This window comes from Nonomuraea sp. NPDC059194, assembly GCF_042754765.1.
In the GTDB taxonomy this organism is placed as follows: Bacteria; Actinomycetota; Actinomycetes; order Streptosporangiales; family Streptosporangiaceae; genus Nonomuraea.
The window spans coordinates 61,624-72,981 of sequence record NZ_JBHZBH010000023.1; the positions used below are offsets into that span (position 1 = coordinate 61,624).

Here is an 11,358-nt window from a genome sequence, read left to right on the forward strand (position 1 = left end):
TCTCGGCAAGGGTCCTCGTCTCGTCCTGAAGGTGATGTCGGGTTTCGTCTGCGATCTTCCGGCCGCACATGCGGCCTGCGATCTCCGTCAAGACGCCTCCTCGAACTTCTGTCGAGGCCGGCGCTTGTACTCGCGGGACGCCTCCAACGTGAGCGGGGAACGGTCGCCGTACCTGGCCCGCGAGTTGTGGCACGCCTGTAGCTCTGACCAGTCCATGAGCGCCACTTGGCGGCGAAGCTCGACCTTCAGCTCGTCGTCGGGCAGGTCGATCAGGTCGTCGTCCCACGCGGCGGGCGGCAGCCAGCCTCTACCGGCCGCGAAAGCCTTCGCCTTCCGCGCTCGCGGCGTATCAGCGGGGACGTTCATCGACAGCTGGCCGTACGCCTCGCGGATGCGCTTGGCCGCGGACGCGGTGACACGGTCTCGGGAGGCGAGCGCGGTCACGTACACGCGGGTGTAGCCGACGAGGTCCGCGATGTTCTGCGATGTCCAGCCCAGCGTCATCAGCGCTTGGATGCGCCGGCGCGTGCCCGCCCCGTCCACGCGGGCAGAGCCCGGCATGCTGTCGACGTCCGCCCGCACCTTCAGTACGGCTTGCGCGTTGTCCCAGAACACCCGGCGGGCTGGCGGCTGGTCGTGCGTTCCGTACAGGATGTTGCGCACCACGCTGTAGCCGACGCCCGACATGTTGACGATGTGAGCGACGGACAGGCCCGACTGTTGCAGGCTGATGATGTGCTGCCGGACCGGCTCGGCGTCAACCAGCGCAGGTCGGCCGTTCCACTCCGCGTAGGCCGCGCGGCGCTTACGCTCCGCCCTGCCTTCGGCTGAGGCCGACTTGCATTCCGGGCAGCGGCACCCGTGGTTCGTGTAGCGGTTCTCCGTGCCGTGCGGCGGGATCCTGCGGGCCATCACGATGCCGCCGCCTTCCTCTTGTCCCGCCGTTGCTTCGACATCGCCGCGGTACACCGCTTGCACGCGCTATTCAGCCCGTCCCGGGTGTCGTTGGCGCGCCCGTAGTCGGTGACAGGCTTGACCTCCTCGCAGACGCGGCAGCGCTTGCGGGAGGAATCCTCAGGGATGCGCACCATCTCCGAGAGGGCTCGCCGTTGGCGGCGCCGCCGCTCGGAGGCGCGCTCTTCGGGGTTGAGGCCGCCCCACGTCCCGTACTTCTCCGGCCGGGACAGCGCGTAGGTGGCGCACTCGGCGCGGACGGGGCACTGGGCGCAGATCGACTTAGCCTCCGCCTCGCGCTCTTCCCGCTCGGAGTGCCGCTCTCCCGCGCTTCCGAAGAACAGCCACAGCGGCTCTCCGCGGCAAGCGGCAGCGTTCTGCCAGCTCCACTCAGCCATCGGTGTCCTCCGTCCGGGCCTGTCCGGCGTCCGAGAACACGCCGGCCGCGAGTTCCGCGGCCAGCCACTCGTAGGCGGTAGCGGCGACGATCCTGGGGTCGGCGACGACTAGGCCCGCCTCGGTGTGCGCGTGCTGGAGGAACGCCTGCGCGAGCGGGTCGTCCAAGGCGAGGGGGGCGGAGCGCAGCCACTTGGCGCGCTCCCCCAAATGCTTGGCCAGGTCGTCGAACGCCTGCCCGCGGATGTGGTCGCGGTGCGCCTCGATGTGGTGGACCACCGAAGCCGCCAGCCGCTCGTCGTCCGTCTGGACGCGGACAACAGCTTCAGGCGCCATTGGCCACCCCCGTAAGGTCGATGCCTTCGCGAGGCGCATCGGTGCCTTTCGCGCGGCGCTCTTCGCGGCAGATCCGGCAGATGATCTCCTGCTTGGGCTTTCCGCCACGCATGGTGTGCCTCACGTACGAGGTCTCAGGCGTCCGCTCGTGACCGGACGGGCAGTGCGTGGCGGGCTCTGTGCGGCGCTTGTCGCGCCCCCACGGCTTGGACGGGATCTCGCCCTCGTGCCACCACTGCTTGAAGCGGGCCCGGCCCTTGTGCGCCACCTGGTGCAGCGCCCCCGTGGACTTGCCGAGGGCGTGCGCGGCGGCGGCCATGGACCCGTGAACGGCGAGGGCGGTGAGCGCTTCCTGCTGGCTGTCTGTCAGAAGCGGCCAGATCTGGTCCAGCGCTATCCGTTCGACGATGTTGTTCTCGGGGCTGCTGGTGTAGCGCTTGGCGTCGTCCCAGTACAGCCAGAACGAGCTTCTGGTCGTCCCCTTGTGGCGGATCTGATCGCGGCCGTGGTGCCTGGCCCCGTCGGCGTTCGCGGCGGAGATCGCGTTCCATCCCGCGTAGATCAGGTCGCCGCTCGCGGGTCGTTCGGTAGCGGTGTACAGCTCCATCGCGATGGCCGACCAAGCGATCTCGTAACGCTCGGCGGGGTGGAAGGCGAAGTTCCCGACGTTGCGTGAGCAGGCCATCCGGGCGAACCGGTCAATGTCGGCGGCAACGTATCCCCAACGCAAGCCGTCGCGGGCTTCCACCGCGAGGGCTTCGGGCCTCGACTCCTCTCGGTCCCAGGGCGCGACGTAGTAGGTCAACTGGGCCATTCACTTCACCTCCTGTGAGGTGTTGCCGGTGCCGGGGTCATCGGCCAGCGGAGAGGCGAGAGCGTCCTGTACGGCAGGAGCGGGCTCTCGGCACACCTCGGCGTGGACATCCGCGGGGATGCCGTCGAACTCGGCCGAGGCGCAGCAGTAGGGGCGGGGAGAGGTCATCACGAGTACACCGCCATGGCTCGCTGGCCGAACCACTCGGCGGTGCTCACCGGGACGGCGTTGCCCACCTGGACGCGCTGCTCCTCAAGGTTGCCGGACAGGAAATAGTCGGCGTCAAAGCCCTGGGCGAGCTTGGTCTCCTCCGGGCCGAGCATGCGTAGCGTGGAGTTGTCCACCGACAGCGCGGGCTGGACCAGCGCGTGGTGTGGGTGCGTGGCGACCGTCGTCAGCGGCTGGTGGGTGGTGCGGGTCGCAGCATTCCGGCCGATGTGGACGATCAACGCGAAGTGGTTACCGCCTGCCGTGACGGTCGGGATCGGTCGGTCCAGCGACTGGACCGTCAGGTTCTTGCGCAGCACGGCGAGGAACGGCTCGTCGCGGAACCGTTCCAGCCCGATCGCGACCTTCTTCAAGGTGGTGTCGGCGTAGGGACGGAACTTCTTCTCCGGCTTGCCGTCGCCGATGCGCCGGCCGGGCTGGCTCCAGTCGATGATCGGAGCGACCGGCCAGACGACCGGTTCGACCTTCAGGTGCCCGCACGCGCGGTTGGGGCAGACGTAGTCGTACTGCTCCCCGTACTTGCCGATCTTGCGGGCGCGCGGGTTGCGCCACCGCTGGATGCCCTGCACGGGACCGCACTCACGACACAGGCAGTCCGGCCGCGGACGCAGGTCCGGCAGCTTCATGCCCTTTCGGGTGAACGCGAACAGCATCCGGTTGCGCAGCTGAGGGACTGGCTGACTGCCTGGAGCTGCGACGTGGGCCGCATTCACGCACACGACCTGCACGTTGTAGCCGAGCACGTCCCAGGCCCTCAGCCACGTGTCGAACAGGATCCAGCGGTTGGCGAACTCCGGGACGTTCTCGCCGAGCACCATGTCGTAGCGGTGCGCCTCAGCCGCGCGGATCAGGTCCCACGCGGTCGCCCTCGTCCTCTCCCACGTCGCCTTGGAGACCGCGCCTTCGCTCTCGAACAGGTCCGACTGCGCCTTGGGCGCGGTGTTGCCGCCCGCCGACGCCACCTCGGTGCAGATCGGCGAACCGACCAGGACCTGGGTGCGCTTCAGCGACGCCATGTTGTAGTGGTCGAGGTCGACACACCGGGCGTCGGCGTTCGGGAAGCGGCGGGTCACCGTGGCGATGGACACCGGGTCGTGGTTGGCCAGCTCGACCGGCTCGAAGCCCGCCTTCTGGAAGCCGCGGACATCGCCGCCGGCGCCGCAGAACAGGTGCGTGGTGGTGGGCCCACCACCGGAAGGCACGGTCATTCTCCCTCCTCGGGGAACACGTCGTGGACGTCAGCGGGCTTGGAGATGGCGGCGAAGACGGCAACCGCCGTGATCAAGGTGACGGCGACCAGGGTTGCGGCCAGGAGGGAGGCCGCCGCCCCGGGCAGAAACCCGAAGCGGTAGCCGATGATCCCGCCGACGCCAGCGACGAGGCAGACCGCGATCGTGGAGCCGACAGTGGCCACCCACAGAGGGCGCCTCACTGGGCAACCGTCTGCTCTGCCTTGGCGTCTTCGTCCTGCTCCTTGCGGCGGCAGTTGCAGAAGACGCCGTACTGAATGTGGTCCGGAGGCAGATGAGGGCCAGGGATGCGCCCACACCACGAGCAGAAGGGGCCCGTCCCGTCCTTCGCGAGGAACACGACGCTGCTGTCCGCCTCGGCCTGGGTGACGAAGTGGCCCAGCATCGCGTCGGCCAGGTCCTCGGCGAGACGGTCCGCCCGCTGCCAGTCCAGGCCAAGGCTTACCTCCAGGACATGGCGGGCGATGAGACGGCTCTCGTCCCACATCTCGTACTTGCGGGGGTCCAAGCCCGTCATGACTGGCCGCCCTTCTGCTCGGCCAGCATGGCGTCCACCAGGCGGCGACCGACATTGCCCGACCGGTCGCCCTCCCCCTCTTTGTCCTGCGCGAGCACCGAGGCGATCCACGGCGTCAGCTCCACGCCGTGGACCTTCAGTGCCGCTTCGAGCGCTTCGACGGTGGGGAGTTCGCCCGGCATGGCGCCGATCCAGAACACCTCGATCTCGTCTTCGTACTCGTCGTCGATCGGGTCAGGGGTGCGGTCGAAGGCCATGGCGAAGAACGTCGTCAGCGGCGCGTCCCAGCCGACCGTCGTCACCCGGTTCGACGGCGAGTCGGGGGCGTTGGGGATAACGTGGCGGCTCACTCGGCACCGCCCTTCTCTGCCTGAGCGGCCTCGTACGCGTCAGCCATCGCGGCCAGGTGCGCAGCCATCTCCCGAGCGCTCTCGGGACTCATAGACCACTCGTCCGCACCGTTCGGGAACAGGGTGATGCCGTTGCGGGTGAGCGCCAGCAGGTCCCCACCGTCATGCCACGACAGGCCCAGCTCCTCGGGCCGCTCCAGAACGATCGGCGCGTCCGTGCCCTCGACGACGACCGCCGTGAAGTGGACCTCGGGCAGCTTCTTGCCGTCTTCGCTGTAAGCGGTGATACCGATGCTGATGACATTCCCTGCGGAACCGATCGACGGGTGCCAGTAGTTGCCGTCGTGGTAGTCGTTGTCCCCGGACGTGAGCATCTCGGCGACGTTCTCCGGAGTGGGAGGCGTGGCGGGGGTGATCTCGCTCATCGGGGAGTCCTCTCGTACGGGTGGATACGGGACGGCGCGATGTGGAGCCTGCGGCGGCCTCGGCGCCCCTTGCCGGGCAGCACCAGGCGGCACACGAGCTTGAGGGCGTTCACGAGCGACGCACCCCCTCGGCGGCGTCCTGCTCGTCGTGAGCGGCCTCGATGTTGCGGATGCGGGTGTCCGGGTCGAGCGACAGTTCCCCGTTCGGAGGAGGGAGATGGATGCCAGCGGCGGCCAGCAGATCCGCGTACCCCTTGGCGACGTCGCGGGCATCGCGAGACTCGGCCTCCAGCAGGTCCTTCTCGCCCTCCTTCTGGACGAGCCACGCCTGACGCTCGTTGATCTCCTTCTGGAGCTGGCGGATCTCCTCGCCCTTCTGGATGCCGAGCGTGCCGCGCTCCCGCGCGAACTTGGCGGCCTGGTCGTAGGCGGCCTTCATCCCGGCGATGATCCGGTCGGCGGCCTGCTGGGTGGGGAACACCACGACCGGGGCCGGGGCGACAAGCTGATCCTTGCGACTCATGGAACTCTCCTGGTTGAGATGAGGTAGGGGTCCCGCTCCAGCAGTCCCCCGTGCTGCTGGAGCGGGAAGAACGGGGGGCTAGGGGGTCTTGATGACGGGCGGGGAGTCGTCCATGAAGCAGCCGCAAGCTCCCCAGTCGTCGGCGTCGAACAACGCAGGCTGGGAGTCGAGGCGCTTTCGGAACCGTGTGAGCGTCAGCGGTTTCACCGTCCCGCCGGCGCGGTCACGGAGGATCGACACGTCCTTGCCAAGCAGGGCGCGGGTCTCTTCCTCCTCGCGCTCCCAGTCGAGATAGAGGTCGCGATCCACTCGCAGGAGGAGCTCCCACTGCGCCTGGCCACCACGGACGCACGCCCCGCCGCAGTTCGCATGCGTGAAGCCCTGCGAGTACAGCCAAGGCGGCTCGATGCCGCGCTGACGGAACAGCTCAAGCAGGTCCTGCTTGGCCAGGTACGGCGGCGAGATGAGCGGAGACTCGACCCGGTACGGCGCCCAGTGCGGTACCGCGGCGTCTTGCCTCTCAGGTTCGGTCCAGTCGTAACCGAGATAGATGACCGTCTCCTCGGGAGGAAACCGCTCCTCGATGTAGCGGCGGAGCAACTCCCGCTTCAGCACGCGGGAGCAGATGGCCATCCGGTTGTTCGGCACGACCCTCTTGTCCCTACCGACCTGCATGGGGTTGCGGCCATCGGCCAGCACCACCCACTCGCAGCCGAGACGGTCATGGACGTCGCGGGCGAACCGCCAGTTGTCCTCGTGCTCTCGCAGCGTGTCTGCGGTGAGCAGGACCACGTTGTCTGCGCCGTGCTGCTCGACCACTCGCCAGGCGACTTCGGCAGATCCGGCACCCGTGGAGTACTGCACGACGTGCTTCACGCGCCCACCTCCGGGGTGTCGATGTCGGACGGGGAGCCGTACCGGGGGTCGCCCTGCTGCCGGTAGAGGCAGGTAGGGCAGATGCCGCAGGACTTGTCGTCCTCGTACAGGCCAGGGCACCCGACCTCGCTCACGAGGCCTCCCTGCGTGCGTCCCACGAGTGGACCTTCAAGCCCTGCTCGTACGCCCACTCCGGCTCGCCGAACGTCAGCTCGTCGTGGTGAGGCCGGCAGATCGGGACCGCGTTGCCCGGGTCGGTGATGGATCCGCCGCGGCCTCGAGACAGGGGCTCGTGGACGTCGTCGGCCAGGCGCGGACACTCGAGCACCACGCAGCGGGGCTGCATGTCCGGCCACAGCCTGCGCACCATCGCCTTGCGCTCGCGGTTCTCCCGCGCCCGCTTCTTCGACACCCTGGCCAGCGGAGTGCGTCTCAGCTGCGAGTCGCCTCGCTTCAGCGGCGTCTTCCTGCTGATCGGCGTGCGCTTCACAGTTGACCACCCGCCAACTGCATCTCCGCCCGCGCGGTGGACTGGATCGTCCTGCCGACGTCGATGCGGGCGTGCAAGGCGCGGATGTGATCACGCTGGAGCCGGACCGCCGCGCTGGCCTTGCCGTGGACGCGGAACAGGTCGCTGGTCTCAATCGTGGACAGCTGCTTGCGGTCCTCAACCGACCCGGGCGCCGACCCGTACACCTTGGCGAACGCCACCTTGTAGTCGGCCTCGGCGTCCACCGCGGGCTCCTCAAGCTCGGCGAGCTTCTTCACGGACTCGTCCAGGTCGCGGGACAGCTGCCCGAGCTGCTTGACGACGGTGAGCAGGTCACTCATGACTCACCGCCGACTGGCGACGGCGGGACCGTGGCGAACTGGTCGAACAGCTCAGACGAGTCGATCCTGTCGGCCTTCTTCGGGTTGGCGATCGTCTCCCGCTCAAGCTTGTTGTGGGCGCGAATCTCCGGCCCGGTCATAAGGCCGGCGTCGGCCTTCTCCTCGTCGGTCAGCTTCGACCTGGCGACCTTGCCCGCCTTGGTCCGCGGCAGCCCGTCAGGGACCTGCTTGCCGCGCTCGATCAGCAGGTCGACCAGCCGCATCTCGTTTCCGGCCGGGTCGGTGACGAGCTGGGCAAGCAGGCCAGCCCGGTTCGCCTCCCGGTACGTGCGCTCCAAGTCGGCCTTCGTGGCGTTGCCGTTCAACGCCTCCTGCCGGAAGTCCTCGACCGTCTTGGCCGCGGACCTCTCGTAGGTGATGCCGTCCGGGTCGGGGTCGTCGGTCGGCAGGCACAGCGCCTGAATCAGCGCGGTCCGGAACGCCACCGACATGGCCTTGCTCATCGCCTTGTCGCCCGAGTCCATGGCCTCGCCAGGCACCCGGCAGTCGAGGTGCGTCCCGTCAGGGCCGTAGAAGCGGTAGGTGACCGTCACCTGGGCGTGGCCCATCTGGGTGCGGTTCCGGCCGACCTCGACCGTGTCGTAGGAGGAGTCCTCCACGATGGGGACGACGATCACGCCGACGTCCCGCAGCTTCGGGCCGACCGCGTTGACCACCGCGTCCACGCCTCGGAAGACGTAGTTGCCGTGGCTGTTCTGGTCCCGCTTCGCCACCGAACGGACCTTCTTCATCACCTGGGCGAGCGCCTGGTAGATGTTCAGCTCGGTCACGCTTCGCGCTCCAATCGGTATTCCTCTTCGGCGTCGTCGCCGATGTCCGGTCCTCCGCGGTGGGATGGCCTGCGGTCCGCGTGCTCGGCCAGGACGTCACCCCGTGGGGCGGCCAGCTCCGAGGCGGACTTGCTCGCAGGCCCCTGCTCCAGGACCTCGATCACGGTGTCCGGGTAGGCGCGCACGGCCTCCACGTAGCCGCACCGGTCCACGCCCTTCGCGTGCAGGGCGAGGCAGCCGGGGTCGCTGCACGGGCCCGGCTCGTCGATCAGGCGGACGGGCTTCGCGAGGTGCGGGAGCTGGATCTTGTCGCCCATGTGGGCGCCGCTGAAGTCGGTCATCGGACCGCCTCCGTCCGGCAGGACACGGCGGTCCACCGCTCTCCCCCGTGGTACGGCTGCCGCTCGTGGGCCACGTACACGACCTGGCCACGGAGCACCGCGCGGGCCGCTTCGTCCCACACCGGCCGGTCCATCTCGTGCTTGCCGTTGCGGACGCCGCGAGGCGAGCCGTACCAGCAGGGCACGCAGCCCCACCCGAGCAACTCCTTGTTGCCGGGGATGACCGCGATCCACGGCTCGTCGTCGAGCGGCAGCGGGTAGTCGAGGGAGACGCCGTGCGAGTAGTGGACGCGGGCCACCCCGCCCGCCGGGACAGCGATGACCGCGACCTCGGCAGGCAGAGGGAAGGCGTCGATGGCCAGCAGCGAGTCGGCGAGCAGGGACGTCATGCCGTCACCGCCTGCTCCTTGAGAAACTCCCACGGCACCGCGTCCACAGGCCAGTCGGAGTCGAACGTGTCCTGCCAGGAACCGGAGTGGACCTCGCGAATACCCGCGGCCAGCGCCGCGTCGCGGGTCTCCGGGTTGAGGTAGTGGACCTGGACGGTCCGGTCGTAGAGGTGCAGCAGGTCGCCGACCTCCAGATCGGCCACCGTCTCCACGCACAGCCGGGTCCGGCCGGCGGCGGGTATCTTGTTCACGATCGCTCGCTCCTTCTGGTTGGTCTGGTTGAGCGGGTAGGTCATCGCGAGGTCCGGCCCGGCAGCTGGACCTCGCGGCATTACCGGGTAGTGGGCTGGTCGGCGACGAGATCTTCGGCGTCGGCCAGCTCGCGAAAGATGCTCTTGACGAGCCATCCAGCAGTGACGAGGTCGTTGAACTCGGCGGCCGTCACGACTCGCCTCGCTTCACCGGCAGGACACGGTCGTCCAAACCGTCGTCGAGGCGGGGCTGCGCCCACGGGTACGGCTCGAAGGCCCGCAGGACTTCCTCGAACTCGCCGAACAGCAGTGGCAGCGCCCAGGACCTGATCTCCCAGCTAGTGCCGTTGAAGAAGAAGAACTTGCGCTTCTTCTTGCGCGGCACACAGCCGCCCTGCCGCAGGTAGCCAGCCAGCCGGAGACCCTGCGTGAAGAACCCCGTCGCGTAGTCGATGCCGTGGTCCTGGAAGTACAGCGCCATGGCGTCGTCGAACGTGATCGTCATCGGGCCGATCGCCGCGGCACGCTTGCGCGGGTTGAACGCGTAGCCCTGCGTGAAGTAGGCATCGATCACGTCGGCGACTTCGTTCTGGTAGGCGACCAGAACTTGCTTCGCCTCGGGGCTGACACGGTTCTCGTCGATCGTGGCGAGAAGCATGAGGAAGGTGCGGACGTCCACCGTCGCGTGCTCACGCCGCTGGATGTCGTCCGGGAGCTGCATGGTCCTGAGCACCATGCAGGCCCATGACTTGCGGCGGAGCTTCTCGTGCTGGCTCTTGTAGTCCAGGCCGATGTGTTCGAGCGCGGGCTTGAGAACGATGAACGGCTTGCTGTGGTCCTCGATCGCCAACACTTCACGACCGCGGAATGGGATGTGGACCAGCTCGCTCATGCGAGACCTGCCGTGATGTGACGGCGGCAGCCAACGGCGGCGGTCATATCAGCGCCCCTCGCGCCGACGCTTCTCGGAGGAGCTCTCCTTAACGGCGACCGTCAGCTTGGCGACGATCTCGTCAACCTGCTCCGGCGTGAACATGATCTTGTGGCCGATGCGCAGGTGGGGCAGCTTCTTGTAGCGAGCGCCGTTCGTGACCCATCGGTAGCCGATCCGCAGCTTGTCAGCGAGCTCTTCTGCGGTAATGCACCCGTCGGGCGGGGTCGCGTCGGGGGTAGTGGTCGTTGCCATGAGCCGAATCTACATGTGTTCACTTGCAATCACAAGTGTCCAGATGGATTCGCATGGCAAGACAGCTATTGACATGTAGCGGCAAGGAGTTACAAGTGAGTCATGGGAAGCACCTTGGAATGCATGGGCTTACCTGCGATCCTCTAGATGGTTCAACACTGAGAGGTCACCCCATGGGCAGCACACGAGAGACTTGGCAGCGACTCGGCACGGCCATCAGACAGCGCCGAACCGATCTCGACCTTGGACAGGCCGAGGTCGCACAGCGCGCCGGCATCTCCATCTCCACGCTCTCGGCCTTGGAGCGCGCGAAGCAGGACGACTACGAGGATCGGACACTCGCGCGCGTCGAGGATGCGCTCGGCTGGGCGCGCGGGAGCGTGGACGCGATCAAGGCGGGAGGCAAGGCGTCACTGCTAGACGACGCGGGTCGCCCCACCTACCGCGTGGAGATCCCCACAGGGCGGGTAGATGTCAAGGCTTGGGTGGAGACGTACCGGCAGGTGGACGCCCTGCCTGAGGAGAAGCTACAGGTCCTTAATCGCCTGATCGCTGAGGCGATCGCCGAACTCGACGCTCGAAAGGGTGAGTGAGTGCACTATCGGACAAATCTGGCCAATATCGGCACTGCTATAACGATATGGACAAGCAGACTGAAATATTTCACGAAGGTCTTCCCACTTTCCCTCTCGTCGCGATGATTGAATTCTTCAACATGCGACGCGAAGGAACGGTCCATGAACAACCCCCCTGTCGTCGAAGTGACCAGTTCCGACTTTCCCGAGGGCTGCCACCGCCTGGTCATCATGACGAACGACGGGCGGCAGATCATCTTCACCCACACCCAAGCCGAGGAGTAAG

At 67.6% G+C, this 11,358-nt stretch carries 23 protein-coding genes; 2 read left to right on the top strand and 21 right to left on the bottom strand.

Annotated elements, in window-relative coordinates; all coding sequences use genetic code 11:
• Nucleotides 1-87: 87 nt before the first annotated feature.
• From ACFXJ8_RS26240 to ACFXJ8_RS26340, 21 genes are all read right to left on the bottom strand, one after another.
• A complete protein-coding gene (locus tag ACFXJ8_RS26240; protein WP_379646611.1) occupies nucleotides 88-915 on the bottom strand; it encodes a hypothetical protein in 828 nt (275 codons plus the stop codon).
• Complete coding sequence (locus ACFXJ8_RS26245; protein ID WP_379646612.1) at nucleotides 912-1,352, bottom strand: WhiB family transcriptional regulator; 441 nt, start codon at nucleotides 1,350-1,352, stop codon at nucleotides 912-914. The genes ACFXJ8_RS26240 and ACFXJ8_RS26245 overlap by 4 nt, the downstream gene beginning before the upstream one ends.
• The gene (locus ACFXJ8_RS26250; RefSeq protein ID WP_379646613.1) at nucleotides 1,345-1,686 is read right to left on the bottom strand and encodes a hypothetical protein; all 342 of its coding nucleotides are present in this window, start codon (nucleotides 1,684-1,686) and stop codon (nucleotides 1,345-1,347) included. The genes ACFXJ8_RS26245 and ACFXJ8_RS26250 overlap by 8 nt, the downstream gene beginning before the upstream one ends.
• Entirely contained in the window at nucleotides 1,676-2,500 is an 825-nt protein-coding gene (locus tag ACFXJ8_RS26255; protein WP_379646614.1) for a hypothetical protein, read from the bottom strand. Before ACFXJ8_RS26255 ends, ACFXJ8_RS26250 begins: the two co-directional genes overlap by 11 nt.
• Nucleotides 2,501-2,671, bottom strand: a complete 171-nt coding sequence (locus tag ACFXJ8_RS26260; RefSeq protein ID WP_379646615.1) for a hypothetical protein — start codon at nucleotides 2,669-2,671, stop codon at nucleotides 2,501-2,503.
• Entirely contained in the window at nucleotides 2,668-3,936 is a 1,269-nt protein-coding gene (locus tag ACFXJ8_RS26265) for a DNA cytosine methyltransferase (protein WP_379646616.1), read from the bottom strand. The genes ACFXJ8_RS26260 and ACFXJ8_RS26265 overlap by 4 nt, the downstream gene beginning before the upstream one ends.
• On the bottom strand, nucleotides 3,933-4,160 hold the full coding sequence (locus ACFXJ8_RS26270; protein ID WP_379646617.1) for a hypothetical protein: 228 nt from the start codon (nucleotides 4,158-4,160) through the stop codon (nucleotides 3,933-3,935). Before ACFXJ8_RS26270 ends, ACFXJ8_RS26265 begins: the two co-directional genes overlap by 4 nt.
• Nucleotides 4,157-4,495 (bottom strand): hypothetical protein, encoded by a 339-nt coding sequence (locus tag ACFXJ8_RS26275; RefSeq protein WP_379646618.1) that lies wholly within the window; start codon nucleotides 4,493-4,495, stop codon nucleotides 4,157-4,159. The genes ACFXJ8_RS26270 and ACFXJ8_RS26275 overlap by 4 nt, the downstream gene beginning before the upstream one ends.
• On the bottom strand, nucleotides 4,492-4,845 hold the full coding sequence (locus ACFXJ8_RS26280) for a hypothetical protein (RefSeq protein WP_379646619.1): 354 nt from the start codon (nucleotides 4,843-4,845) through the stop codon (nucleotides 4,492-4,494). The genes ACFXJ8_RS26275 and ACFXJ8_RS26280 overlap by 4 nt, the downstream gene beginning before the upstream one ends.
• On the bottom strand, nucleotides 4,842-5,270 hold the full coding sequence (locus tag ACFXJ8_RS26285) for a hypothetical protein (protein ID WP_379646620.1): 429 nt from the start codon (nucleotides 5,268-5,270) through the stop codon (nucleotides 4,842-4,844). The genes ACFXJ8_RS26280 and ACFXJ8_RS26285 overlap by 4 nt, the downstream gene beginning before the upstream one ends.
• Before the next feature lie 109 nt (nucleotides 5,271-5,379).
• The gene (locus ACFXJ8_RS26290) at nucleotides 5,380-5,793 is read right to left on the bottom strand and encodes a hypothetical protein (protein WP_379646621.1); all 414 of its coding nucleotides are present in this window, start codon (nucleotides 5,791-5,793) and stop codon (nucleotides 5,380-5,382) included.
• 78 nt (nucleotides 5,794-5,871) lie between these two features.
• Nucleotides 5,872-6,669 (bottom strand): hypothetical protein, encoded by a 798-nt coding sequence (locus ACFXJ8_RS26295; protein WP_379646622.1) that lies wholly within the window; start codon nucleotides 6,667-6,669, stop codon nucleotides 5,872-5,874.
• Nucleotides 6,666-6,803 carry a hypothetical protein gene (locus tag ACFXJ8_RS26300; protein WP_379646623.1) on the bottom strand — a complete coding sequence of 46 codons (138 nt, stop codon included), beginning with the start codon at nucleotides 6,801-6,803 and terminating at the stop codon, nucleotides 6,666-6,668. Before ACFXJ8_RS26300 ends, ACFXJ8_RS26295 begins: the two co-directional genes overlap by 4 nt.
• Complete coding sequence (locus tag ACFXJ8_RS26305; protein WP_379646624.1) at nucleotides 6,800-7,159, bottom strand: hypothetical protein; 360 nt, start codon at nucleotides 7,157-7,159, stop codon at nucleotides 6,800-6,802. The genes ACFXJ8_RS26300 and ACFXJ8_RS26305 overlap by 4 nt, the downstream gene beginning before the upstream one ends.
• Complete coding sequence (locus ACFXJ8_RS26310) at nucleotides 7,156-7,500, bottom strand: hypothetical protein (protein WP_379646625.1); 345 nt, start codon at nucleotides 7,498-7,500, stop codon at nucleotides 7,156-7,158. The genes ACFXJ8_RS26305 and ACFXJ8_RS26310 overlap by 4 nt, the downstream gene beginning before the upstream one ends.
• Nucleotides 7,497-8,330 carry an ERF family protein gene (locus ACFXJ8_RS26315; protein ID WP_379646626.1) on the bottom strand — a complete coding sequence of 278 codons (834 nt, stop codon included), beginning with the start codon at nucleotides 8,328-8,330 and terminating at the stop codon, nucleotides 7,497-7,499. The genes ACFXJ8_RS26310 and ACFXJ8_RS26315 overlap by 4 nt, the downstream gene beginning before the upstream one ends.
• On the bottom strand, nucleotides 8,327-8,671 hold the full coding sequence (locus tag ACFXJ8_RS26320; protein WP_379646627.1) for a hypothetical protein: 345 nt from the start codon (nucleotides 8,669-8,671) through the stop codon (nucleotides 8,327-8,329). Before ACFXJ8_RS26320 ends, ACFXJ8_RS26315 begins: the two co-directional genes overlap by 4 nt.
• Nucleotides 8,668-9,060: a hypothetical protein gene (locus ACFXJ8_RS26325; RefSeq protein WP_379646628.1), complete on the bottom strand. Its 393-nt coding sequence runs from the start codon at nucleotides 9,058-9,060 to the stop codon at nucleotides 8,668-8,670. Before ACFXJ8_RS26325 ends, ACFXJ8_RS26320 begins: the two co-directional genes overlap by 4 nt.
• Nucleotides 9,057-9,311, bottom strand: a complete 255-nt coding sequence (locus ACFXJ8_RS26330) for a hypothetical protein (protein WP_379646629.1) — start codon at nucleotides 9,309-9,311, stop codon at nucleotides 9,057-9,059. The genes ACFXJ8_RS26325 and ACFXJ8_RS26330 overlap by 4 nt, the downstream gene beginning before the upstream one ends.
• A gap of 190 nt (nucleotides 9,312-9,501) precedes the next feature.
• Complete coding sequence (locus tag ACFXJ8_RS26335; RefSeq protein WP_379646630.1) at nucleotides 9,502-10,203, bottom strand: phage antirepressor N-terminal domain-containing protein; 702 nt, start codon at nucleotides 10,201-10,203, stop codon at nucleotides 9,502-9,504.
• A gap of 48 nt (nucleotides 10,204-10,251) precedes the next feature.
• Nucleotides 10,252-10,497 (bottom strand): hypothetical protein, encoded by a 246-nt coding sequence (locus tag ACFXJ8_RS26340; RefSeq protein WP_379646631.1) that lies wholly within the window; start codon nucleotides 10,495-10,497, stop codon nucleotides 10,252-10,254.
• 173 nt (nucleotides 10,498-10,670) lie between these two features.
• On the opposite strand from ACFXJ8_RS26340, the gene ACFXJ8_RS26345 reads away from it, so the two are divergent.
• The gene (locus ACFXJ8_RS26345; RefSeq protein ID WP_379646632.1) at nucleotides 10,671-11,090 is read left to right on the top strand and encodes a helix-turn-helix domain-containing protein; all 420 of its coding nucleotides are present in this window, start codon (nucleotides 10,671-10,673) and stop codon (nucleotides 11,088-11,090) included.
• A gap of 144 nt (nucleotides 11,091-11,234) precedes the next feature.
• Entirely contained in the window at nucleotides 11,235-11,357 is a 123-nt protein-coding gene (locus tag ACFXJ8_RS26350) for a hypothetical protein (RefSeq protein WP_379646633.1), read from the top strand.
• The last annotated feature ends 1 nt before the right edge of the window (nucleotide 11,358 follow it).

Bases quoted from the DNA above. Each gene is read 5' to 3' on its own strand.
- ACFXJ8_RS26320 (WP_379646627.1), bottom strand. From the start codon at position 8,671: ATGACCGACTTCAGCGGCGCCCACATGGGCGACAAGATCCAGCTCCCG.
- ACFXJ8_RS26310 (WP_379646625.1), bottom strand. From the start codon at position 7,500: ATGAGTGACCTGCTCACCGTCGTCAAGCAGCTCGGGCAGCTGTCCCGC.
- ACFXJ8_RS26350 (WP_379646633.1), top strand. From the start codon at position 11,235: ATGAACAACCCCCCTGTCGTCGAAGTGACCAGTTCCGACTTTCCCGAG.
- ACFXJ8_RS26275 (WP_379646618.1), bottom strand. From the start codon at position 4,495: ATGACGGGCTTGGACCCCCGCAAGTACGAGATGTGGGACGAGAGCCGT.
- ACFXJ8_RS26325 (WP_379646628.1), bottom strand. From the start codon at position 9,060: ATGACGTCCCTGCTCGCCGACTCGCTGCTGGCCATCGACGCCTTCCCT.
- ACFXJ8_RS26340 (WP_379646631.1), bottom strand. From the start codon at position 10,497: ATGGCAACGACCACTACCCCCGACGCGACCCCGCCCGACGGGTGCATT.
- ACFXJ8_RS26265 (WP_379646616.1), bottom strand. From the start codon at position 3,936: ATGACCGTGCCTTCCGGTGGTGGGCCCACCACCACGCACCTGTTCTGC.
- ACFXJ8_RS26250 (WP_379646613.1), bottom strand. From the start codon at position 1,686: ATGGCGCCTGAAGCTGTTGTCCGCGTCCAGACGGACGACGAGCGGCTG.
- ACFXJ8_RS26290 (WP_379646621.1), bottom strand. From the start codon at position 5,793: ATGAGTCGCAAGGATCAGCTTGTCGCCCCGGCCCCGGTCGTGGTGTTC.
- ACFXJ8_RS26335 (WP_379646630.1), bottom strand. From the start codon at position 10,203: ATGAGCGAGCTGGTCCACATCCCATTCCGCGGTCGTGAAGTGTTGGCG.
- ACFXJ8_RS26285 (WP_379646620.1), bottom strand. From the start codon at position 5,270: ATGAGCGAGATCACCCCCGCCACGCCTCCCACTCCGGAGAACGTCGCC.
- ACFXJ8_RS26345 (WP_379646632.1), top strand. From the start codon at position 10,671: ATGGGCAGCACACGAGAGACTTGGCAGCGACTCGGCACGGCCATCAGA.
- ACFXJ8_RS26255 (WP_379646614.1), bottom strand. From the start codon at position 2,500: ATGGCCCAGTTGACCTACTACGTCGCGCCCTGGGACCGAGAGGAGTCG.
- ACFXJ8_RS26245 (WP_379646612.1), bottom strand. From the start codon at position 1,352: ATGGCTGAGTGGAGCTGGCAGAACGCTGCCGCTTGCCGCGGAGAGCCG.